Source organism: Jilunia laotingensis, from assembly GCF_014385165.1.
In the GTDB taxonomy this organism is placed as follows: Bacteria; Bacteroidota; Bacteroidia; order Bacteroidales; family Bacteroidaceae; genus Bacteroides; species Bacteroides laotingensis.
The window spans coordinates 782,890-806,660 of the sequence record NZ_JACRTF010000001.1 but is presented as its reverse complement, the minus strand read 5'-3'; the positions used below and the strand labels follow the sequence as shown (position 1 = coordinate 806,660).

Annotated in this window: 23 protein-coding genes; 8 read left to right on the top strand and 15 right to left on the bottom strand. The window is 42.2% G+C overall.

Annotated elements, in window-relative coordinates; genetic code table 11:
• Positions 1-39: 39 nt before the first annotated feature.
• Together H8744_RS03280 and efp are read right to left on the bottom strand one after the other, a co-directional pair.
• Positions 40-1,437, bottom strand: a complete 1,398-nt coding sequence (locus tag H8744_RS03280) for an alkaline phosphatase (RefSeq protein WP_262433487.1) — start codon at positions 1,435-1,437, stop codon at positions 40-42.
• A gap of 191 nt (positions 1,438-1,628) precedes the next feature.
• Positions 1,629-2,195, bottom strand: a complete 567-nt coding sequence (gene efp, locus H8744_RS03275) for an elongation factor P (protein WP_262433486.1) — start codon at positions 2,193-2,195, stop codon at positions 1,629-1,631.
• Positions 2,196-2,386: 191 nt separating this feature from the next.
• Between efp and rpmH the strand changes: the two genes are divergently transcribed.
• The 6 genes from rpmH (at position 2,387) to H8744_RS03245 (ending at position 7,021) form a co-directional block, all read left to right on the top strand.
• On the top strand, positions 2,387-2,548 hold the full coding sequence (gene rpmH / locus H8744_RS03270) for a 50S ribosomal protein L34 (RefSeq protein ID WP_146266617.1): 162 nt from the start codon (positions 2,387-2,389) through the stop codon (positions 2,546-2,548).
• Positions 2,549-2,663: 115 nt separating this feature from the next.
• Positions 2,664-3,308 carry a PASTA domain-containing protein gene (locus tag H8744_RS03265; protein ID WP_262433485.1) on the top strand — a complete coding sequence of 215 codons (645 nt, stop codon included), beginning with the start codon at positions 2,664-2,666 and terminating at the stop codon, positions 3,306-3,308.
• A gap of 37 nt (positions 3,309-3,345) precedes the next feature.
• Complete coding sequence (locus tag H8744_RS03260) at positions 3,346-4,425, top strand: RluA family pseudouridine synthase (protein WP_262433484.1); 1,080 nt, start codon at positions 3,346-3,348, stop codon at positions 4,423-4,425.
• Positions 4,422-5,399 carry a D-alanine--D-alanine ligase gene (locus H8744_RS03255; RefSeq protein WP_262433483.1) on the top strand — a complete coding sequence of 326 codons (978 nt, stop codon included), beginning with the start codon at positions 4,422-4,424 and terminating at the stop codon, positions 5,397-5,399. The genes H8744_RS03260 and H8744_RS03255 overlap by 4 nt, the downstream gene beginning before the upstream one ends.
• A gap of 54 nt (positions 5,400-5,453) precedes the next feature.
• Entirely contained in the window at positions 5,454-6,599 is a 1,146-nt protein-coding gene (locus H8744_RS03250) for a 1-acyl-sn-glycerol-3-phosphate acyltransferase (RefSeq protein ID WP_262433482.1), read from the top strand.
• Between the two features lie 26 nt (positions 6,600-6,625).
• A complete protein-coding gene (locus H8744_RS03245) occupies positions 6,626-7,021 on the top strand; it encodes a rhodanese-like domain-containing protein (RefSeq protein WP_305067429.1) in 396 nt (131 codons plus the stop codon).
• Positions 7,022-7,469: 448 nt separating this feature from the next.
• Here H8744_RS03245 and H8744_RS03240 read toward each other — a convergent pair whose 3' ends face one another.
• From H8744_RS03240 to H8744_RS03215, 6 genes are all read right to left on the bottom strand, one after another.
• Positions 7,470-7,592 carry a hypothetical protein gene (locus H8744_RS03240; protein WP_262433480.1) on the bottom strand — a complete coding sequence of 41 codons (123 nt, stop codon included), beginning with the start codon at positions 7,590-7,592 and terminating at the stop codon, positions 7,470-7,472.
• A gap of 116 nt (positions 7,593-7,708) precedes the next feature.
• The gene (locus tag H8744_RS03235) at positions 7,709-8,665 is read right to left on the bottom strand and encodes a Rossmann-fold NAD(P)-binding domain-containing protein (protein ID WP_262433479.1); all 957 of its coding nucleotides are present in this window, start codon (positions 8,663-8,665) and stop codon (positions 7,709-7,711) included.
• 48 nt (positions 8,666-8,713) lie between these two features.
• Positions 8,714-9,751: a L,D-transpeptidase gene (locus H8744_RS03230; RefSeq protein WP_262433478.1), complete on the bottom strand. Its 1,038-nt coding sequence runs from the start codon at positions 9,749-9,751 to the stop codon at positions 8,714-8,716.
• Positions 9,752-11,002: a glutamate-5-semialdehyde dehydrogenase gene (locus H8744_RS03225; RefSeq protein WP_262433477.1), complete on the bottom strand. Its 1,251-nt coding sequence runs from the start codon at positions 11,000-11,002 to the stop codon at positions 9,752-9,754. It lies immediately after the preceding gene.
• Between the two features lie 78 nt (positions 11,003-11,080).
• Positions 11,081-12,163 carry a glutamate 5-kinase gene (gene proB, locus H8744_RS03220; protein ID WP_262433476.1) on the bottom strand — a complete coding sequence of 361 codons (1,083 nt, stop codon included), beginning with the start codon at positions 12,161-12,163 and terminating at the stop codon, positions 11,081-11,083.
• Between the two features lie 423 nt (positions 12,164-12,586).
• A complete protein-coding gene (locus H8744_RS03215) occupies positions 12,587-12,820 on the bottom strand; it encodes a DUF2007-related protein (protein ID WP_262433475.1) in 234 nt (77 codons plus the stop codon).
• Between the two features lie 324 nt (positions 12,821-13,144).
• On the opposite strand from H8744_RS03215, the gene H8744_RS03210 reads away from it, so the two are divergent.
• Together H8744_RS03210 and H8744_RS03205 are read left to right on the top strand one after the other, a co-directional pair.
• Positions 13,145-15,118: a tetratricopeptide repeat-containing sensor histidine kinase gene (locus H8744_RS03210; RefSeq protein ID WP_262433474.1), complete on the top strand. Its 1,974-nt coding sequence runs from the start codon at positions 13,145-13,147 to the stop codon at positions 15,116-15,118.
• A 20-nt stretch (positions 15,119-15,138) separates the two neighbouring features.
• Positions 15,139-15,894 carry a fimbrillin family protein gene (locus H8744_RS03205; RefSeq protein ID WP_262433473.1) on the top strand — a complete coding sequence of 252 codons (756 nt, stop codon included), beginning with the start codon at positions 15,139-15,141 and terminating at the stop codon, positions 15,892-15,894.
• A gap of 91 nt (positions 15,895-15,985) precedes the next feature.
• Here the strand turns inward: H8744_RS03205 and murI are convergent, their stop codons facing one another.
• The 7 genes from murI to bamI form a co-directional block, all read right to left on the bottom strand.
• Positions 15,986-16,828, bottom strand: a complete 843-nt coding sequence (murI, locus tag H8744_RS03200) for a glutamate racemase (RefSeq protein ID WP_262433472.1) — start codon at positions 16,826-16,828, stop codon at positions 15,986-15,988.
• Positions 16,829-16,993: 165 nt separating this feature from the next.
• Positions 16,994-17,506 carry an OmpH family outer membrane protein gene (locus H8744_RS03195; protein WP_262433471.1) on the bottom strand — a complete coding sequence of 171 codons (513 nt, stop codon included), beginning with the start codon at positions 17,504-17,506 and terminating at the stop codon, positions 16,994-16,996.
• 57 nt (positions 17,507-17,563) lie between these two features.
• The gene (locus H8744_RS03190) at positions 17,564-18,079 is read right to left on the bottom strand and encodes an OmpH/Skp family outer membrane protein (RefSeq protein ID WP_262433470.1); all 516 of its coding nucleotides are present in this window, start codon (positions 18,077-18,079) and stop codon (positions 17,564-17,566) included.
• Between the two features lie 25 nt (positions 18,080-18,104).
• Positions 18,105-20,756 (bottom strand): BamA/OMP85 family outer membrane protein, encoded by a 2,652-nt coding sequence (locus H8744_RS03185; RefSeq protein WP_262433469.1) that lies wholly within the window; start codon positions 20,754-20,756, stop codon positions 18,105-18,107.
• A 25-nt stretch (positions 20,757-20,781) separates the two neighbouring features.
• Positions 20,782-21,516, bottom strand: coding sequence for an isoprenyl transferase (locus tag H8744_RS03180; protein ID WP_262433468.1), 735 nt, complete (start codon positions 21,514-21,516; stop codon positions 20,782-20,784).
• A gap of 4 nt (positions 21,517-21,520) precedes the next feature.
• Positions 21,521-22,225, bottom strand: a complete 705-nt coding sequence (porG, locus tag H8744_RS03175) for a type IX secretion system protein PorG (RefSeq protein ID WP_262433467.1) — start codon at positions 22,223-22,225, stop codon at positions 21,521-21,523.
• A 67-nt stretch (positions 22,226-22,292) separates the two neighbouring features.
• Positions 22,293-23,675 (bottom strand): BamI family beta-barrel-assembly machinery protein, encoded by a 1,383-nt coding sequence (gene bamI / locus H8744_RS03170; RefSeq protein WP_262433466.1) that lies wholly within the window; start codon positions 23,673-23,675, stop codon positions 22,293-22,295.
• Positions 23,676-23,771: the final 96 nt, after the last annotated feature.

Below are 23,771 nucleotides of genomic sequence, written 5' to 3'. Positions count from 1 at the left end.
AATAGCTTCTTCCCCCTTGATTCTTAATTCTTCCTTCTTTTAGTATTTTCCCGCTTTTGCAATTCGTTTCGGGATTTCGATATTGTCTATTTTCTCTCCGAACAAATGAGCGCCGGCTCCGATGGCAAATACCGGAACATATCCTGCCGAATGGCTACCGCTTGCCCAGCTGATCATGGCGATCTCGTCCATTACCTCTTTAGCGCGTGCTGCCATTGGTTCGCTTTTGGAGTATAAACTTTCTTCAAACACCACTTTGTTATGAACAAAAGATTTTTCGAACTCGTCGCGAAGCTTCTTTTCCTGTTCCCAAGAGATGGGTACTTCTCTCCAGAATCCCATCTTGTCAGCTAACAGAGCTTTCATTTCTTCCCAAGTGACCTTGTTGTTTTTGGCTTTTCTCAATTGGCTGATCTGTGTTGAAAGTTCATCGGCTGATTGTTTTTGGTATTGGAGTGCTTTCAGGTTTAAAGCATATTCTCCTGTACCCAGCGCGATGCCACCGGTTTCATGATCGGCTGTTACTACGATCAGAGTTTCTTTCGGGTGCTTCTTATAGAACTCATAAGCGACTTTAATGGCTGCGTCCATATCCATCACTTCATTGAACACTGTAGCCGCATCATTTGCATGGCATGCCCAATCTATTTTACCTCCTTCTACCATTAGGAAGAAACCCTTGTTTTTCTCTTTCATCAGGAAGTCGATGGCACTTTCTGTGATTTGGGCTAAAGTCAGGTCATTTTCCTGACGGTCGATTGCATACGGCAGTGACCCTGTGTTTGCACCTTCTTCCTGAATCAGAATCATTTTCTTCGCGTTCGGAGCTTTGGCTTTATAGTCATTGTATCCACGTGCCAATGTGTATCCTGCTTCTTCGAACATGGGGAAAATGCTGGGGGCTTCTTTCTTGTCGGCTGTTGTAGTCGGTTTTAGGAATCCGGACCCTGCATAGAAGTCAAAACCGGCTTTGGGTAAGTCGGTAGCAATCTCATAATACATGCTTCGATTGGGCTGATGAGCATAGAAGGCGGCAGGTGTGGCGTGGTCTACACTTACGCTAGTAGCGATGCCCACTCTTTTTCCGGCCTTTTTCGCTTTCTCTGCTACGGTTTCGATAGGTTCTTTCTGATCATTCATACCTATGGCACCATTGTATGTTTTAATACCTGTCGATAAGGCGGTACCTGCAGCCGATGAGTCAGTAACCGAATTAGTGGCAGAGAAGGTGCTTGCCATAGTGCCTACCGGAAACTGTGTAAACAGGAGTGGTTCCACTCCGATCCGTCCGTTTTGCAATTCTGCACGGAACATTTCCGTACCGTTCACCTGGTTTACCCCCATACCGTCTCCGATAAAATAGAAAACATACTTTGCTTGCCCATGTGCTACGATGGAAATCAAGACAAAGCATAATACATACATTAATCTTTTCATGCGAATATTACTTATATAATTGAAACTTTAAATATATCGATGGAGCAAATGTACATAAAAAAGATAGGAGAAGAAAGAATTTGTGATTTTAATCGGTCTTGCATTTCTGTTTCCGGCATAGGGATATAAAAGAAAAAGGCCGATATCTACGGATAGATACCAGCCTTTTGAGACTTATAATAATCGAGATGTTATGCTTTTACACGTCCTACGTAAGAACCGTCGCGTGTGTCGATTTCAATGGTTTCACCTTCATTGATAAACAAAGGAACACGTACCGTAGCACCCGATTCCACTGTTGCAGGTTTCAATGTATTGGTTGCCGTATCGCCTTTCATGCCCGGTTCGGTATAAGTAACTTTCATTTGTACTTTTACAGGCATATCGGCATAAAGTACAGTTTCGGTAGAAGCATCGGATACTACTTCAAGAACAGCACCTTCGAGCAAGAAGTCAACGCCATTGATAAGGTCGTGTGCTATCGGATGCTGGTCGAAAGTTTCTTGATTCATGAAGATGTAGTCTTCTCCTTCTTTATACAGAAATTGGTAAGGACGACGTTCTACACGCACATCTTCCAGTTTTTCACCGATGTTGAAACGGCGTTCGAGGACATAGCCACTTACTACATCTTTAAGTTTTGTACGCATGAAAGTGTTACCTTTTCCTGGTTTTACATGAAGAAATTCGACACAGAAATACAGTTTTCCGTCCATACGGATGCAGGTTCCGTTCTTGATGTCTTGAGCGTTAATCATAACTTGATATACTTTATTATTTTAATGTTATTGAGTAAATTCTGAGATTTCCGGCTGCAAAAGTAATCTAAATCAGCAAAAAACACAAAATCTTTTGACTAAAAATGAGTTATCTCTTGGTTTATTTAAAAAAAGTATCTATTTTTGCAGCCCGATTACGTGGAATAATAACAATAAAACAAGATACAATAATGAAGAGAACATTTCAACCCTCTAACAGAAAGAGAAAAAACAAACACGGTTTCCGTGAGAGAATGGCATCAGCTAATGGTCGCAGAGTATTGGCTTCTCGCCGTGCCAAGGGACGTAAGAAATTAACCGTTTCTGACGAATACAACGGAGTAAAGGCATAAGTCTACTATCGTGATTAAAGAAATGAGAAAAGCAAAGGTGATCCCTTTGCTTTTTTTTGTTACTCTGTACTTAATATTGTATCTTTGACCCCGGATTAACAGCTAACTAAGGTTTATGACGTTAAAGGATTTTTTTTCATTCAAAGCCAGTAGATATTTTTGGCTGAACATGATCGGTATGGTGATAGTGGTCATTGTGTTGCTGTTTGGCGTTTTGAAATGGCTGGATGTCTACACGCGCCATGGCGAAGCGGTCGTTGTCCCCGATGTGAAAGGCATGACGGTAGGGGAGGCTGAGATGATGTTTCGTAATCATGGCTTGGTATGTGTGGTATCAGATTCTAATTACGTAAAAAATAAGCCGGCGGGAAGTGTTTTGGAACTAAGTCCTGCTGCCGGTCAGAAAGTAAAAGAGGGGAGAACTGTCTACCTCACGATAAATACCATAAATGTACCTTTGCGTCCTGTTCCGGATGTTGCCGATAACAGTTCCGCGCGTCAAGCGGAAGCGAAGATATTGGCTGCCGGCTTTAAGCTGACCGAGAATGAAGTGATTGCCGGAGAGAAGGACTGGGTGTATGGCGTGAAATATAACAACCGTCATTTGCTTGCAGGAGATAAAGCCCCGGTTGGAGCAACATTGACGTTGGTGATTGGCAACGGTGAACGTGAAGCGGAGCTGGATGGTGATTCTATTGACGTTGTTGAAGGGGCTGCCGAAACCGGGACGGAATCATCGGCCGATGATTCTTGGTTTTAAATAATTAGTCTGTTTAATAAAGAAGGGAAGATACTATATGATTGAGGAATTGCCCGACGACATTGGGAATGATGATATAGATGATATAGAACCTGTCGGTGAGGAGGCGGAGGCTCAATTGTACGAGCATTTTCGCGTGGTAGTTGATAAAGGCCAGGCGATGGTGAGGGTGGACAAATATCTGTTCGAACGTATTGTGAATGCATCGCGTAACCGCATTCAGAAAGCAGCGGAAGGTGGTTTTGTCATGGCCAACGGTAAGCCGGTGAAGAGCAGCTACAAAGTGAAACCGCTCGATGTTATCACGGTGATGATGGATCGTCCGCGCTATGAAAATGAAGTTATTCCCGAAGATATTCCTCTTGATATTGTCTATGAAGACAAGTTTCTGATGGTAGTGAATAAACCACCCGGACTCGTTGTACATCCCGGACATGGAAACTACCATGGTACGCTTGTCAATGCCATAGCCTGGCACATGAAAGATAATCCCGATTACGATGCTAATGACCCGCATGTCGGTTTGGTACACCGAATCGATAAAGATACTTCCGGCCTTTTGGTGATAGCTAAGACGCCCGATGCGAAGACTAATCTCGGAATGCAGTTCTTTAATAAAACGACCAAACGCAGATATCGTGCGTTGGTATGGGGGATTGTGGAACAGGATGAAGGAACGATTGTCGGTAGCATAGCCCGTAACCCGAAAGACAGGATGCAGATGGCTGTGATGTCCGATCCGACGATGGGCAAACATGCTGTCACCCATTACCGGGTACTCGAACGTCTGGGGTATGTCACTCTCGTGGAATGCATTCTTGAAACCGGGCGTACGCACCAGATACGTGTACACATGAAGCATATCGGTCATGTTCTGTTTAATGACGAACGTTATGGTGGACACGAAATCCTGAAAGGAACTCATTTTAGTAAATACAAACAATTTGTAAATAACTGCTTTGCCACTTGTCCGCGGCAGGCTTTACACGCCATGACGCTGGGGTTTGTACATCCTGTTACGGGAGAAGAAATGTATTTTACCTCGGAAATGCCCGATGACATGACTCAGCTTATCGAGAAGTGGAGAGGCTATATCAGTAATAGAGAAATAGAATGAAACGCACAATTGCGATCGTAGCGGGAGGCGATACCTCCGAATTTTATGTATCTCTGCGTAGCGCGCAGGGAGTGTATTCCTTTATAGATAAGGAAAAGTATGACTTGTATATAGTCGAAATGGAAGGACTTCGATGGGAGGTCCAATTGCCGGACGGGTTGAAAACACCGGTTGACCGTAATGACTTTAGTTTCATGAATGGCACGGAGAAGGTTAAGTTTGACTTTGTTTATATTACGATTCATGGCACTCCGGGCGAAGATGGTCGTCTTCAAGGCTATCTCGATATGTTGCGCATTCCTTATTCTTGTTGCGGAGTGCTGGCGGCTGCCATGACTTATGATAAGTTTACCTGCAATCAGTACCTCAAGGCGTTTGGTGTACGCATTGCCGAGTCTTTGTTGCTTCGGCAGGGACAGTCCGTTTCCGATGAAGATGTTTTAGATAAGATCGGTTTGCCGTGTTTTATCAAGCCGAGCTTGGGCGGATCGAGTTTCGGGGTGACAAAGGTGAAGGCCCGCGAACAGATTCAGCCTGCCATCACGAAGGCTTTTAGTGAAGCACAGGAAGTGCTTGTGGAGGCTTTTATGGAAGGTACGGAAATTACTTGCGGATGCTACAAAACAAAAGAGAAATCGGTAGTGTTCCCTATCACCGAAGTGGTTACGGATAATGAGTTTTTTGATTATGATGCAAAATATAACGGTCAGGTGGACGAGATAACTCCTGCCCGCATTTCCGAAGACCTGACTCGCCGTGTGCAGACATTGACTTCTGCTATTTATGACATTTTGGGCTGCTCGGGCATCATTCGTGTGGACTATATTATCACTTCCGGTGATAAGATCAATCTGCTGGAAGTCAATACTACTCCGGGTATGACCTCTACCAGCTTCATCCCTCAGCAAGTGCGCGCTGCGGGATTGGATATCAAGGATGTGATGACAGATATAATAGAGAATAAATTTACTTAGAGAAGTGGTAAGCGCTTTTCGTTATATACTATTTTACTCTTAACTTTAATGATTATGGATACAACAGAATTCGATGAAATCCGCCCTTATAATGATGAGGAGCTACCTCAGGTTTATGAGGAATTGATTGCCGATCCGGCATTTCAGGAGGCTGCGCATATTGCAATGCCGGATGTTCCCTTCGAGTTATTGGCACAAACGATGCGTGCCTCTAAGACAAAACTGGAGTTTCAGAAGGCATTATGTTATGGGGCTTTATGGAAACTGGCTGGAAAATGTACGGATGGCCTGACTTTGGATCATACGGCACTCCCGGACAAGGAAAAAGCTTATACATACATCTCCAATCACCGGGATATAATCCTGGATTCGGGCTTTCTTTCTATTCTGCTTGTCGATCAAGGAATGGATACGGTAGAAATTGCTATCGGTGATAATCTCCTTATTTATCCGTGGATAAAGAAATTTGTCCGCGTCAATAAGTCCTTTATCGTGCAACGTGCGCTTTCCATGCGTCAGAAACTGGAATCATCGGCTCGTATGTCCCGCTATATGCATTATACGATAAAGGATAAGAACCAGTCCATATGGATTGCACAGCGGGAGGGGCGCGCCAAGGACTCGAATGACCGCACGCAGGATAGTGTACTTAAGATGCTGGCTATGGGAGGGGAAGGTACTCCGTTGGATAGCTTGACGGAAATGAACATTGCTCCGTTGGCCATTTCGTATGAATACGACCCTTGCGATTACCTCAAAGCGCAGGAGTTCCAACTGAAAAGAGACATCGAGGATTATAAGAAAACGACTGCCGACGATCTGAAAAATATGCAGATCGGGCTATTCGGCTATAAAGGGAGAGTTCATTTTCAGGTTGCTCCATGCATTAACGAAGCTCTTGGAACAATGGATCGTTCTGTGTCCCGGCAAGAATTATTTGCCTCTATATCTACACTGATCGATAAGTCCATACATAGTAATTACCGCATGTATCCGGGTAATTATGTGGCACATGATTTGCTGACGTGTACAAGGGAGTTTGGCAGCCATTACACGATGGAAGAGAAAGAGCATTTCGAGGCATATATTGATAGGCAGTTGTCCAAGATAGACATCCCCAATAAAGACGTGCCTTTTTTGCGGGAAAAGATGTTACTGATGTATGCTAACCCGTTGACAAATTATTTGGCTGCCCGCTAAAAAGTATAATAATGAAAAAGAATAATATGATGAAGATCGGTTCTCTTTTTGCAGGTTTTTTCCTATTTCTTTCCACACTTTTCTCTTGTCAACAGCAGAAAGGTGATTTCAAAACATTGCCGGTAGACGACTTTGAATCTCTTATTAAAGATTCCGAGGTGCAACGGGTCGATGTTCGTACGCTGGCTGAATATTCCGAAGGACATATTCCCGGTACGGTGAATATCAATGTACTGGATGATTCATTTGCTGCCGTGGCCGATTCTACTTTGCAGAAAGACAAACCGGTTGCTGTTTATTGTCGTACAGGAAAACGGAGTAAGAAAGCTGCTGAGATTCTGACTCGACGGGGGTATAAAGTTTACAATCTTGACAAAGGCATTACAGCTTGGCAAGAAGCCGGTAAAGAGGTAGAACGGTGAAACGATGAGATGGGCAAGGTAACGGTTAGAGGTTAAGTTCGGCACATTTGAAGAAGTGGATGCATTCATCCGCGATCAATCCGCATTTATTTTGTTGCTATCGTGCAACTGCCAAAGAAATGATAAGAACGCGAATTACATAAAACTCAAGAATAAGGGGAATAGGAGTTTTATGTAATTCGCGTTTTTTATTTATGCTTCCCCGTTTCTTTCCTGTTAATATTTAGTACCGATAAAGCATGGCCTGATTGTTGGGTGACATGCTAAAGAGTCGGCTAAAGTTGCCGATCTCTAATTTGCTTTTCGGGGATATCCTAATAGTCATACAGAAAAACGGTAAGGCTAATCGCTTGATATTCATAGCTGTTTTTACCCCTGTTCTTCCTCGGTGATCAAGGCCCCGTTCATCGGTGACTAACGGGCTCTTCCTCGGTGATCAAAGACTCCTTCATCGGTGACCAAGAATTGCTTCATCGGTGATCAGCAAAGTGTCTTTTGAAAGTGTGATATATTCACAATTCCGGGTGATCGGTGCATATGGATGATTGTCCATTAATTTCTTTCTTTTCATCAACTTCTGACATACCAAATATCGCATATGGAGAAATGTCTTCAATCTAGAATACACCAGAAATGACCGCAAGAGATATCATGGCTTTTTTGCTGTTTTCGTTAGCTGCTATTATGCTATTTCAACCCCTCCAGCAGTCTTTTTAATACCACTGTAGCTGAAATTTCACGATTGGCAGCTTCCGGGATAACAATTGATTGGGAACTCTCGATTACTTCATCCGTAACAATCATATTTCTACGTACCGGCAGACAGTGCATGAAGTATGCATTATTGGTTACCGCCATTTGACGGTCGCTTACCGTCCATGCCCGGTCGGTGCTTAATATCTTTCCGTAGTTATCCCCTGTGTAGGCAGCCCAGTTCTTTGCATATATGAAGTCAGCGTCTTCGAATGCCTTCATTTGGTCATACTCCACTTGGGCATGCCCTACAAACATCGGGTCAAGTTCGTAGCCTTCGGGGTGCGTGATGACGAAGTCATAATCGGTGGCATTCATCCATTCGGCAAAGGAATTGGGGACAGCCTGAGGCAATGCGCGAGGATGGGGTGCCCAAGTCATAACGACTTTCGGACGATCTGTTTTCTTAAATTCTTCAATGGTAATCAGGTCGGCAAAGCTTTGTAGAGGATGCCGTGTGGCTGCTTCCATTGAAAATACCGGACGGCCGGAATGTTGAATGAACTGATTGATAATTACTTCCTTATAATCATAGTCGCGATCTTCAAAACGGGCGAAAGAACGTACACCGATAATGTCACAGTAACAACCCATTACCGGGATTGCTTCCAACAGGTGTTCCGGTTTATCGCCATCCATGATGACGCCACGTTCTGTTTCCAGTTTCCATGCTCCTTGATTTATATCGAGAACCATTACGTTCATACCCAAGTTAAGGGCTGCTTTCTGGGTACTCAGGCGTGTCCGCAGGCTGGAATTGAAGAAAATCATCATTAAAGTTTTGTTCTTTCCCAGTTCGACATGTTTAAACCGGTCTTTTTTAATCTCGAATGCTTCTGAAAGGGCTGGTTTTAAATCGCCCAAGTCTTGTACGCAAGTAAAATTCTTCATATTTGTGGCTTTTAAGTCATTATAATAATATCAAAGATAGGTATTTTATTATTCCAAAACAAAAACAATGGTTCCGTTTACAGGTGCCCAGTCGTAGATGAACTTGGCGTGAGAGGTCGCATTCCGTACGCACATGTGCGAGCGTGGCGTGGTTCCTAGTGACGGACTGTATTCTATCAGTGACTTTTGCGGAACGTTGGTCGGTACTCCGTGAATATATCCTCCATCGGAAAAACGGCTAGCGTAAGGTGCGAATCCCCCCGTCTCCTGTGAACCGTCTTTTAGGAAAATCATTTTGCTCTTCTTTTCCTGCAGGACAAAAATACCGAGGGGAGTCTCTTGGGCATAGGGCGGCAGGTGGCGTCCGGTGGTAGCCGGATTCATGCTTCGTACCGTCCATTGACCGTGCCCGGCCTGTTCCAGAGTTGTAATATTCTGATTTTTCCGATCCACCATGATAGCTTTGTCAAATACGACCGTGTCGGGAATCAGCTTGATATATTTCCGGGGAACGTACCACTCGTCTCCCGTAAAGATGGGGATAACTTTCATGAATCTTTCTCCATCGTCTAAAATCCGAGCCAGTTCGCCATCCTGCCCGTAACGTTCGGGAACAAGTGTATCGTTGAGCATATAAAGCGGAATGGACTGATAGCGTTCCACGCCCAACGTATCGGCTATTCGACGATAAGCATCGCGTTTATACTTCTTCACCAGCGGTGCTTCACCGTTGCGGTTTTTGTAATTCTGCAGGATGCCCCATTGGAGGGGAGATTCTTGTTGGATGTTCTCAAGCAATGCCAGCCTCTCTTTGATTTTGTCCCATTGAAAGTTACGGGTGGTGTCTTTATAAGGATAAATATCTTCTAATGTATATTTATCGTATTTCAGCTCTTTTATAATCGAAATATCCTCCGGTTCCAGTTTCTTGGGAGTCTCTTTTTCAGGTTGAGGAAGTTCCTGTTCCAGTGAGTCAATCACCGGGACTGCGAATTCTTCCGTCTGCGATGTCTTTTCGTTAAGTTGACATGACAGGCAGGAAAGAACAAGGAAAATTATAAAAAGGTATGTAATGTATCTGTTCATTTATACTCTGATTTGACCGTTTCCTTCGATAATCCATTTATACGAAGTGATTTCCTCCAATGCCATCGGGCCGCGTGCGTGCAGCTTTTGGGTGCTGATACCTATTTCTGCTCCCAAACCGAATTGGGCACCATCGGTGAAGGCGGTAGATACATTGCTGTATACACAGGCTGCATCTACCAGTTTACAGAACAACTCCGACCGGTCTTTGTTCTCCGTGATGATGCTTTCACTGTGTTTGGAGCTATATTCCTGTATATGGCCTATGGCATCCTCAAAGCTGCTTACGGTTTTTATGGCCATTTTGTAATCCAGAAACTCCGTACCGAAACTTTCCGGAGTGGCAGGCTTCAGAAGCTCCGGAGGATAACATCCCTTCAAGGCTTGAAATGCTTGAGCATCGGCAAATATGATGACTTTACTTTCCGAAAGTTTCCGGCAAAGCAAAGGCAATTCATTTAATCGTTTTTCATGGATAATGACGCAATCCAGTGCATTGCATACGCTCACCCGGCGAGTTTTGGCATTGTTGATGATTGCCGCACCTTTTTCCGTATCACCAAACTCATCGAAATAAGTATGGCAAATGCCTGCTCCGGTTTCTATTACAGGTATGGTCGCATTTTCACGGACAAAATTTATCAACCGGCTACTGCCTCGCGGAATAATAAGGTCTACAAATCCATTAGCATGGAGCAGGGCGGTGGTTGCTTCCCGGGTTGCAGGAAGCAGTTCTGCTACATGGGTGTTTATATCGAAACGCTTTAATACCTGATGTATGACATTTACAATGGCTCGATTGGAGTAATCGGCGTCGCTTCCGCCTTTTAAAATGCAAGCGCTGCCACTCTTTAAGCAAAGTGAGAACACATCGAAACTTACATTCGGGCGTGCCTCATAGATAATTCCGATCACACCGAATGGCACACTGATCTTGGTCAACTTCATTCCGTTGGGACGTGTTGACTCTTTGAGAACTTTTCCAAGTGGTGATGGTAATGTGGCTACATTGCGTGTATCAGCGGCAATATTCCTCAAACGGTCTTCCGTTAACTTCAGCCGATCGTACTTCGGATTGTCCGGGGACATTCTTGCCAGGTCTTTCTTGTTCTCGGATAATATATATGCTGCTTCGGCAATCGCTGCATCGGCTACTGCATTCAGTATTTCATTTATGCGTTCATCGCTGATTATGGCTAATTCTCTTCCGGCCGATTGGACGGCGGTGAAAGTTTCATTCAGATGTATCATTTTCCTGTTTGTCCTTTAGATTGATAACGATTATTGAACACCTTTTATATAGATGTGATATGGATGGAAAGAGTTCCGCTATTCTATGTACAGATAGTCATAGTGTACAATTTCTTTTTTCCCATGTTTTCCCATCACTTCACGAGCCTGTAACGAATTGCAATTTGCCTTTCCTACCCCTATGGCGTTTCCTTTGTAATCGATGATTCTTACAATATCATCTTTTTCAAATTCTCCTTCTATGCCTACTATACCGACGGGAAGGATGCTGACTGCATGGTCTGAAGTCAGGATTTCCGTGGCTTGTTCATTGATATGCAATTCTCCTTTGGCAAAGCCTTCACTGTGGGCAATCCATTTTTTCACACTTGACACGGGGGCCTTAGTGGGGACGAAATGGGTGCATACGGTTTCTTCAGGCTGTTTCAAAAGGTCGCCTAATATATTATCCCGTTTCCCGTTGGCAATTATGACGCTTATTCCTTCGTCTGCCACCTTACGGGCAATATTGGTCTTTGTCAGCATTCCTCCTCTTCCAAAACAGGATTTCCCGGCTTGAATGTAATTCGACAGATCTTCTCCATGTCCTATTTCGCGGATTACGGAGGAAGAAGGATCGCTGGGGGAACCGTTGTATATTCCGTCGATGTTGCTTAATATGATAAGAGCCTGTGCGTCCATCATTGAAGCAATCAGTCCGGACAATTCATCGTTGTCTGTAAACATCAGTTCGGTGACGGATATGGTATCATTTTCGTTGACAATGGGCAGTACACCGTTTTCCAGCATCACTGTCATGCAGTTTTTCTGGTTTAGGTAGTGGCGGCGGGTTCCGAAACTTTCCTTAGTGGTCAGCACCTGGCCGACAGGAATGTTGTGATCGCGGAAGAGTTCATAATAACGATTGATTAGCTTGGCCTGTCCCACGGCTGAAAAGAGTTGTCGTTGGTCTACGCTATCCAACTTTTTGGTCGTGCGTATCTCGCTTTTGCCGGAGGCTACGGCACCGGAGGAGATCAGGATTACTTCCACACCGTCTTTATGCAATTCTGCGATCTGGTCAACGAGGGCAGACATGCGCGTTACATCTAATGTACCGTCTTGGCGTGTAAGTACATTACTTCCTACTTTTACAGCTACTCTTGTAAACTCTTGTTTCATTTTTGCTTTCGATTTGGAAGCACAAATATAGAACTTTTTATCGAAATGAAAGTTATCGGCCTTTCTTTATTTTCAGATACTCATAGGCCGTATTCATGCGTATTCATCCTTGTTTTTAGAGGTATTGATACCCTTCACAATGGGTATTAATATTCATCGTATTGGGTATTAATACTTATCGCGTTGGATATTAATGCCTATCGCCTTGGGTATTAACATACATCGCGCTGAGTAGCCATTGCTGTTGTGGCAGATGTCATCTACTTGGAAGTACGAATTTAATAGGCTCTTCTTAAGTTATTTAATCATACACATTAACTTCATACCGGGGATTAATCCGGTATGAACAGAGAAAGTAACAGCGTACTTATTCATTGTACGCATTACCTCATTGAAGAATCTTCATTATGAAATCTGCTCTATTCAGTCGTTGTCAGCCTTGCTCCGGCTTCTGATAACTTCCATTGCAGATTCATAGTCTTCCTCTTTTACCATAACGGAAACTGTCGGACTGATATAAGGCGCGATTGCTGTCATAAGTCCATCCTTCAGAAGGGCTTCTATGTCATTACTTTCAAGCAATCCTTTGATCAGTTCAGCTTCCCATCTTGATCCGTTGAATACTTCAACTAAACGGCTATTATCTTCTTCTTTCATAATTTCACGGTATAAAAAGGTTCATACTTTCACAAATGTACAAGTTTTTTCTTAATAAACATATTACGGAAGGAAAAAGTAGGGATCGTATTAGTGAATTAATGTTTCTTTTCAGTGACAACCTGGTAAAGAGCTTGGTAAATCCAAATGGTTTTATGGGACTCCCGTTTGTTGTCATATGCATAAGAAACTATATTTAACGTTATGTGAGCAAAATGGATAAATAGTGTAACTGATTGAATAATATAATCAATTATATATTTAAAAAATGAAAAATAAACGTATATTTGCATAGCATAATCCTACTGTTAATCAATACAAAAGATGTATTTAACAATTCTACGACGAATATTATTGACTTATTCTTTTCTTCTTTCCTGCTTTATGATTGTAGCTCAAGAGGAAAAAGAATACAATGTGGATAGTACGCTTTATTCATATTTTCAGCATTGCCAGGAAAATATAGGTAATGAAAGTGTGCTTAGGATGGCCGATTCGCTATATGAAATGTCTGGGGATAAAAAAGATCTCCGGATGCAAGCAGTAGCTTTGACAGTCAAGCTGGACCATTATTATTTCAATGGGGAGAATGAAGACAGCATAATCCATTATACAAATATAGTAAAAGACTTTGCGGCTAAAACGAACCAGTTGAAGTATTATTATTTTGTATGGAACAATCGGTTGATTCTCCATTATCTAAAGACCGGTAAAGCTAATCTTGCTCTTTATGAGGCTGAAGAAATGTTGAAGGATGCACGGAAAAAAGATAGTAAGATGGGATTGCTCTATTGCTATAATAGTTTGTATCAAATATATGAGATGAAAGACTTGAAGGATTTGGCCATTGAGTACTATCAGAAGAGCATTGAACTGACGGAAACTTACCATGTCGATTTTTATAACATCTCGTTAACCTACGCTGAAGTAGCCAAATACTACATTGATCATGAAGAATTGACCAAAGCTCAAGAAATGTTGAAGAAAGCGGAATTGACCGCTAAGGCCAGTATGCACAATTTCTATACAAAGTTGGTCTATGTGCGTTATTATTTGGCAACTAATAAGGTGAATGATGCGTGGAAGACTTTGCAAGAGTGCAAACAGATGCTCAACAATGACAGGAAACTGGAAACTTACCAGAAATTGTATTATGAGAATGAGTACTTTTATTACAAAGAGAACCGGCAATACCTGAAAGCATTGGAAGCTGCTGATAAGCAGATTGCAGCGGAATTAAAACTCAATGAACATGCCTTGCGAAGTAACCATTTACGAATGAAAGCGGAAGTATATCAGGCTATGGGGAGGAATGACCTGGCTGCCACATTCTTTGGTCGTTATATCCAGATGGTGGATTCTATCCGACAAGCGGATGAAGAAAAGTCAATCAGTGGATTTGCCACTTTGGTCAATGTCGAGAGACTGAGATCGGAGAAAAATGAGCTGATGCTTCAGGCGCAAAGAAAGGAATTGCACAACAAACAGATTTTAATTGTTTCTTTGGCTATCCTGCTCATTATCGTTTTTATTTTCCTCTATCGGGAAAACCGAATGAACAAACGTTTGCTCCATTCCGAAGAGGAATTGCGCAAGGCCAAGAATTCGGCCGAAGCCGCCAGCCAGATGAAAACAATGTTCATACAAAGCATGTCGCATGAGATACGTACACCACTGAATTCGATTGTAGGCTTTTCACAGATTTTAGGCGACCAGTATCAGAATGATCCGGAGGCGAAAGTATATGCAACTATTATTAAAGAGAACAGCAATAATTTGCTGCGGTTGATAACCGATGTACTCGAACTATCCGACCTTGACAAGGGCAGTTGCATTGCATCGGATATATCGACGGATATTCATGATTGTTGTATGATAAGTATGGAACGTATTCGCAAAGATATCCGGGAAGGAGTGGATTTACGTTTCCAGTCTCCGTGCCGGAAACTTACTGTTTTAAGCAATCCCGATCGTATTGTTCAGGTGTTGGTCAATCTATTGCACAATGCTGCTAAGTTTACGCAAGAAGGTAGCATAACATTGGCTTACGAAATATTGGAGAAGGAACGGATCATATGCTTCACTGTTACAGACACCGGTATCGGTATCCCTGTGGAAAAACAAGAAGAGGTCTTTGACCGTTTTGTCAAGCTGAACGGTTATTCGCAGGGTACAGGCTTGGGGCTTGCCATTTGCCGGGGAGTGGCTCAGAAGCTAAACGGTAGTTTGGTTATCGATGGCAAATATACCGGTGGTTGCCGATTTATATTCACAGTACCATATTCACAGATTTATTAACATTTTAATTACCCCAACAAATGAAAACAAAAGTATTTCTTATGACACTGGCATTAAGTTGCCTATGGAGTTGCCAACAAGAAGAAGAGACAAAGCAGCCGAATGAACCGCGCATGTCTTTCACCGGTGTAGTGATTGGCGAAGGAAACCTGACCCGTGGTCTTGGTTCGGACATCGATATTATTTCGATGAGTACGAATCTGGAAGAGACATTCACCGTATTGAATATTAAAGAGGATACACGTTCGTGGAGTGAGTATGGTGATGTGAATGATGTTGTCTTTTATGCCCATTATCCGCGTTTGTCAGGTGAGGATGAGTTTGATGAGGAAACCCGTGAATTGACAGGAGGGATGGATTATCTTTTTGGGGTAGCTACTGCAAAAAACGGACAACAACAAGTTTGCCTGGAGTTCAAGCATGTTACTTCTCCTTTGCAGGTTGAAATTCTCAATGAAGACGGCAGTATTTATCAAGGCAAAGTCAAAGTAATCGCTCCTGTAAAAAACAAAGGTAAGCAAGATCTGCGAACGGGTGTTATCACTCCTGTGAATGAATTGAACCGGGTTACGTTGGTCGATGGGAATAGTCGTACTGTAAATCTTTTACCGCAAGCTATTACGAAAGGAACTGAATTTAAAGTCGAATTGGAGGATGGTCGCACGTTTACAGCAAAAACAACTGAAACTCAAACATTAAAGCCTGGATATAGTTATACGGTTGTCATCAACTCGAACGGTACATCTTATATCGTGGATGGTGCTATTCCACTTTAGCAATATGGGTCTTTAAGAGTAGATCGAACCTTCTTCGCCTCGCTTATGAACAGGACGGGGAAGGTGTTTTTTTATGTCCGATTGGAAAATATTACTCCAGTGAGATGTGCTGTACGCTGATCGTCTCTTCTAAAAAGGCAGATGCTGATTCTGTGAACTTTTCTTCTGCTTCGGTTGTGTAAAAATGGCACTTCCCTTTCTTTGTACATCTGCTATCCATCTCGGGATGACGATATAAATAATCTTTCAGACTATTTGCTACATATTCTCCTTGAGAGACTATGTTTATTCCATCAGGCATGAATTGTTTTATTTTTGGAAGCAATAGCGGATAGTGGGTACACCCCAGTACTATGGTATCTATTTTCGGGTCTTTGCATAGCAATGCATTGATATGTTTCTGTATAAAATAGTCGGCTCCCCGGCTATCTGCCTCATTGTATTCCACCAAAGGCACCCACATCGGACAAGCTTCTCCACTAACGGTTATATCCGGAAAAAGTTTGTGTATTTCCAGAGGATAAGATTCGGACTTGATGGTACCGGCCGTAGCAAGTACACCGACATGGCGGCTACCAGTCAAATTGCCGATGCATTCTACCGTGGGTCGAATCACTCCTAATACACGTCGTTGTGGATCGAGGTGGGGGAGGTCGTTTATCTGAATGGTACGGAGTGCTTTGGCAGAAGCCGTGTTACATGCTAATATCACCAAGTGGCATCCCATTTCAAACAATTTATTGACGGCCTGCAAGGTGAACTCATAGACTATTTCGAAAGATCGCGTCCCATACGGATTCCGCGCATTGTCACCTAAGTATATATAGTCGTATTGAGGGAGGACTTCTCTGATCTTGCTGAGAATGGTCAGTCCTCCGTAACCCGAATCGAATACCCCGATTGGTCCGGGGAGTAGTGGAAGATTCTGTTTCATAGCTGGCGTTCTGATATGTTTTTTAGTTCGATGGGGTAAGCTGGCTCACCCGACCGATGTCTTGTTTTCGAGTGGCAAAGATAGAAAAAGAAAAAAGTGAAAGGGGAAAAGAAGCTTTAAAACTTCATTTCCCCTTTCACTTTTTATGATTTGTTTATCGATCTCTTATTTGATTCCTAGTTGAGCTTTCACTTTTGCAGTCAAGTCAATGCTTTGGGCACCAATATATGGAATCGGAGTACGTGCAACGTCGAAGATATAAATTACACCTTCAGCAGCACCTACGGCTTGAATGGCCTCGTCCAATTTCTTGTAGATCGGAGTCATAGCCTCTTGATTTGCTTGTTGCAAACCTTGCTCTGCTTCCTGTTGGAATTGTTCTTGTCTCTGGGCCATGTCAGCTAATTCTTTTTGTCTTCTTTCCGCAATGTTTTGTGGCAGTGAATCCTTAGCCATTGCTTGTTGAAATTCCTGATATTTCTTGTTGAATTCTTCCTGAGTCCTTTGGAATTCGTCGGTATACTTTTTCTGCAAAGCCTGCATGTCAGCTTGGGCTTTTGTAAATTCCGGCATGGCCATAACTACCTCTTGGCCGTTCATATGACCGAACTTAAGAGTTTGCGCAAATACCCCCATTGGAAGTATCAACAAAATTAAAAGTGCAATTTTCTTTAGCATAGTTTTATTATTTATTTTAATGATTACTTTTTAGTTATCGTCTGCAAATGTATGAAATTAATTTGAATATCCCAGCTTTGCGAGTACTTCATTGCTTATATCGATGCGCGGAGAAGCAAAAATGATACTTGTTGCCGATGCTCTGTCAACGATAACCGAGTAGCTTTTTTGTTCAGCCAACTCTTTCACTGCATTGTAGATTTCGTCTTGTATCGGTTTCATCAGACTCTCTCTCTTTTTGAAAAGTTCACCTTCCGGACCGAAATATTTGCGTTTCAGTTCGGCTGCTTCTTTTTCTTTTGCTACTATCTCTTCTTCCTTTTTAGTCTTTTGCTCTTCGGAGAGAAAAACCGTTTCTGACTGATAGTTTTTATACATAGTCTGAGCTTCCTTGGCAAGTGTTTCTACTTCACTTTGCCATTTTTTGGAAGTTTGATTTAACTGTTCGGTTGCACGCTCGTAAGCAGGAATGTTCTTCAGGATATACTCCATATCAATCAGAGCAAACTTTTGCGCACTGGCTGTCATGCTTATTGCAAACAGCATCATGATAAATAGAACAGACTTTTTCATAACGTTTAGTCTTTAAATTAAACAATTAAAATTCTTGGCCCAATACGAAGTGGAAGTGACTGCCACCATATTGTTTGCTATTGAATACTTTGTCGAATCCGTATGCCCAGTCAATACCCATCATACCGATCATAGGCAAGAAGATGCGGACACCTACACCTGCTGAGCGTTTGAGGTCGAATGGATTGACGTCTTTAATATTGTTCCAGGCATTACCAGCTTCTAAGAATCCTAACACATAAATGTTAGTACTTGTTTCGAGCATAAGCGGATATCTCAATTCAATTCCTAAACGTGTGTAAGCATATCCCTCTTGCCTATAAGGTGTTAATGAACTATTCTCATATCCACGTAAAGCTATACTTTCGGTTGCATAGCTTGAATAGCCGGTCATTCCGTCACCACCAACATCGAATGTTTCAAACGGAGACTTTTTATACTTATTATAATGACCCAATATACCAAATTCAACACGGCTCATAAGAACCAAAGCTTTGGGATTTTTTGTATAGTCCATCAACGCGGTATATGTTTTGGCTTTGAATTTCCATTTATGATACTCAACCCAGTTGTATAGTTTGTTCTTATTTTCCTGAGTTATTCCATTACTGTTATCAGGATTATAATAATAACTCTTATAATCTTTTCCATCAAACAATGAATACGGTGGCGTAATCTGTGCTGACAGAGAGAATTCTGATCCTTGACGAGGATATAGAGGGTTGTCTATTGAGCTTCGAGCCAAAGTCAAGTTCAAGCTGATATTGTTGCATTTACCATTGGTAACAGGGAAATATTGCCAGTCTTTCAAAATGTAACGTTGGAAAGACAACTCTGCGGAAAGTGTGAAATAGTCATCAGGCCATTTCAGACGTTTACCCCAACCAACAGAAAGTCCCCACATCTGGATAGACTTATCAGGGTCGTAGTAATTTTCATAACTATTGGTATTACCGTAGTTATAAGCACCATAGCCGCCATAGTACATACTGTTATAGTAATTATTCATGTAGGCACTGTTATAATAACGGTCACTAATATCCGTTTGCCTTGAATAGAATGCGGATACCGAGAATGAATTCGGCCGTTTTCCACCAAACCAGGGATCGAAGAATGACACACTATATGACTGGTAGTAACGTGCATTGGTCTGACCACTGATTGTCAATGTCTGACCGTCACCTTGAGGCAGAATTCCGCGATAATTATCCCCCGGATGCAATAAGTTTGCTAGAGAGAAGTTTGTAAATTTCAGACTCAGTTTTCCGATTACACCTGTCTGTCCCCAACCGGCAGAGAATTCGACCTGGTCGTTGGCTTTAGATACAAGGTCGTATGCGATATCCACAGTTCCGTTCATCGGGTCGGGTTGAATGTTCGGTGTAATGTTTTCCGGGTCGAAATGCCCCATCTGCTGAATCTCACGCATGGAACGCATCAAATCTTCGCGACTGAATAATTGTCCGGGACGAGTACGAAGTTCACGGCGGACTACATTCTCATACAGACGGTCGTTACCGTTGATCTTGATTTTATTGATAGTAGCCTGGCGACCTTCATAGATACGCATTTCCAGATCGATAGAATCACCGTCAATGTTGATTTCAACCGGATCGAGGTTATAGAACAGGTATCCGTTGTTATAATAAAGATTTCCGATGGCGTCTTCATCCGATGACAGACGTTCGTTCAACAATTTTTGGTTGTATACATCTCCCTTTTTCATCCGGAGCAAGTAGTTCAACTGTTCCGATGGATAGAGCGTGTTACCTACCCAGGTGACATTGCGCAGGTAGTATTTATCACCTTCATCTATCTCGATGTAAACGTTTACTGTTTTGTCATCAAATGGGGAAACACTGTCTTTGACGATCACTGCGTCACGGTATCCCAATTCGTTATACTTGTCGATGATAAGTTGTTTGTCTTCTTCATATTTTTCGTTGATGAACTTCTTGGTTCGGAACAGGTTTTTCAACTTACCTTTTTCGTTGGTCTTCTTCATCACACGTTTCAGTTTAGAAGTCTTGATGGCTTTGTTTCCAACGATGGTAATCTCGTGTACTTTAACTTTTTCCTTCTTGTCGATATTTACATCAACAATCACCTGGTTATCGTTTGCTACATCGTCTTTCTGCGAAATGATGATTTCTGCATTCTTAAAACCTTTATCATCGAAGTAACGTTTAATCAAAGTTTTGGCACGATCCACGAGGTTCGGGGTGATCTGGCTGCCTTTGACAAGGCCGAGTCTTGCTTCAAGGTCTTGTCGTTCCGACTTTTTCACACCGTTATAACGAATCTCAGAGATACGTGGCCGTTGCGTAAGATTGATTTTCAACCATACTTTATTGCCTTCTATTTTCTCGGCCGTAATCTTCACGTTTGAAAACAACCCGTGACGCCAGTAGCGTTTGATGGCTGATGTAATTTCATCTCCCGGGACGGAGATGGTTTGTCCTACCGATAATCCGGAGAGGCCGATAAGTACATAGTCCTCGTAATTCTTAACACCTTCGACTTGGATGTCGGCTATCTCATATTTTTTCGGTGTCCCTGAATATAGAATAACAGGTTTTGAAGATTCGTCTGTGTCAGTATCTTGTGCGCTGCTCGTCAATACAAACCCGAACAGGCAGATAAACGTTACGAATATGAAGGAAATACGATAATGCATTTATGTTATAATTATAAGTTTTAAGTTAACAGATTTGTTCACTGGTTTTGCCGAAGCGACGTTCCCGTTTTTGGTAGTCGCAGATGGCTTTTCTCAACTCTTCTTCCCTGAAGTCAGGCCAAAATGTGTCGCAGAAATAAAGTTCGGAATAGGCACACTGCCAAAGCAAGTAATTACTCAACCGGAGTTCCCCTCCTGTACGGATCAGTAAGTCCGGGTCGGGCATAAAATTGGTGGTCAGATATGTCTCTATATTTTTACTGGTAATTTCTTCCGGAGTAATTTCTCCTTTTTGTACCGATTCTGCAATTTGGCGTGTGGCTTCCGTCAGTTCCCAACGGGATGAATAACTAAGAGCCAGTACCAGACTCATTCCGGTGTTGTGTGAGGTATGTTCTACGCAAGCGTTCAATCTCTCTTGTACATTTTCCGGCAATTTATTTATGTCGCCTATGATGCGGAAGCTGATATTGTTCTTCATGAACGTCTCTTCTTCGATAGAATCGAACAAAAGACTCATCAAGGCTGCAACCTCGTCCGACGGACGGTTCCAGTTTTCGGTAGAGAAGGTATACAATGTAAGATACTTAATCCCCAATCTAGCAGCTTCTTCGGCAATAACATGAACAGTTTCGGCACCGGCTTGATGTCCGAAACTGCGCTCATGTCCGCGCTGTTTGGCCCATCTTCCGTTTCCATCCATGATAATTGCCACATGTTGAGGTATCCGGCTAAAATCTATTTGCTCTATATAGGACATTATTTTAGTTGTTACATTCTTTACATTTGGAGAAAAGGTCATAAGTAATAAAAAAGACGGTATATGAGTAACTGTCTTTGTTCTTCAAACCATTTCCTTTTATCCTGTATGGATCATTCAGTTGCAATCCTTCTTTGTTGGTGACATCCAATTTGTCACTCATGCTGAAGCGCATTGTAAACTCACATCCGATATTAATTCGACGGGCTAATTTATATTTTACTCCGACTCCGATAGGGAAATTTACTGTGAAAATCCCTTCGGCTGGTGCCGGTGCAAAGGTAAATCCCATTCCTCCTAATATATAAGGAGTCAACCGATGTTCGCCTCTGAATCCATATCCTGTTCCATATCCCAGGAAATTATATTCAAATTGTGCCCCTAAATCGAAGATCGTGCGTTTGAAACTTGCCTCTCCGTTTTCCGGGTACTTGTTTTTGAAATTCTTCGTATCGCCGGATATCCTTCCGACTGTGAAATTGCCTTTTATTGCCATTCGGGGATTCATGATATATCTTGCCACAATCCCTCCGGCAAATCCTAAATCCTTGAACGGTGTGGTATAATTGGCATCGCCCATGTAAAAGCTTCCACCTAATGCACCACCCAGTTCCATTTTGTACTCATCTTCATCTTGAGCCGAAAGGTACAAGCAAGGTAGAGTCAGTAACAGTAAACATATAATCAGCGCTCTTTTAATCAATCCCATATTACTTGTTTTTATAACGTGGATGTTTATTAATAAAACGGCTGATTAATTTGAAAATTGTATATTACTATTGCACTTTAAAACCTAGACGGTTCAAACGTCCCCGCCAGACTTCATTAGGAGTGCTACGCATAATCCAAATAAAGTGATCCTTGTCCACTACCATTGAGTAATCTGATTCTTTTCCTCTGAAACCTCTGGTGGCTTCTGAGTTTTCTGAAGAAGGAGTAGCAACAGGGAACATGAATTTGCTTTTTACTTCGTTCCAAACAAGACCTGCTTCCGATTTATAGAAAGTTTTGAAATCTTTGCCGAAAACATAGAAAGCACCACCGTAATACATTACCGAAGGATCTTTCAGTAATGGGCAGGAGTATTTGGATTCGGTATTCAAGGCTACCCATTCTTGTCCTTCCATATAAGCCCATACGACAGTAGCCGTATCCACTTTTTCTACAGGATCAATTACGTTGCCTACCACTGCTACATTCTCGACTCCAACTATGTTATTGTAAGTTGTTACGGAAATGTTGTTACGTGGGAAACTATGTGGAGCAATCTCTCCGGGTGTCCAATCACTTCCATCTTCAGTCGTACAGAATCTCTCAACGTTTTCCGGAATAAATGTTTTAATACCGGTTAATATCTCTCCCGATAAACCTTTATTCATCGGAGAAATTAATCTGATTACTTCACCGAATGAAGGAACTTCATTCCACGTCCGTCCGTCCTCCGAACTGTATACTTTACCACTGCCTTCTACTGTAGCATATAACAGACCTCTAAAAGTGACAATGGAAGTAAGGTCAGTGGAAGGTAATCCGCTGGCAGCCCCTGATGTCCAGTTCCTGCCATCAGACAAGTTGGTCGAATAAACGGGTGAATTGGCAGCGTAAGTAAATATTTGTTCTTTATAAATAATGGATTTTTGTTTCCCTGTAATTGTGGGAGCAAAATCAACTTTCATGGCGTCTTTCCCCCATTGTAGAGAATCGGGCACTTGCTGATGGACACGTACATAAAGAGAATAATCTTTTGAATATTTCATATCCATAGTCCATACTTTGAATTTGAAAGGTTTTCCGGGTTTGCCGTCAGGTAGAATTTCCATTGTTCCCACCAGATTGACTGAATCTTCCATATTGAAGACTGAATCTCCTGTGTTGGCATGATTTCTGATTGTAACGAAGCCGGAAACACTGAGTTTGGTAATTCGGATTTTATCGATAATAGTATCCGAACCGACGGGTAATGAATCTACATTGTAAATTTTACCGGTAAGTTGATCTATTGTGAATTTGTAATTAACTCCATGCACAGTATCAAGTTCAAATGCCATTAACATTGAATTCGGACTGTATTCGACCGGATCATCATCACCAAGGCAAGAACTCATGGCAAATGACACGAGTAGGAAACTTACAATGACTGATAAAAACTTTATTCTCATTTGAAAGATTGTGTTTATTTACAAGTTGCAAAAATAGGAACATTTTTCCCGATAGAGAAGATTGTGAGGAAGTTTTATATAAAATTATAGATAATA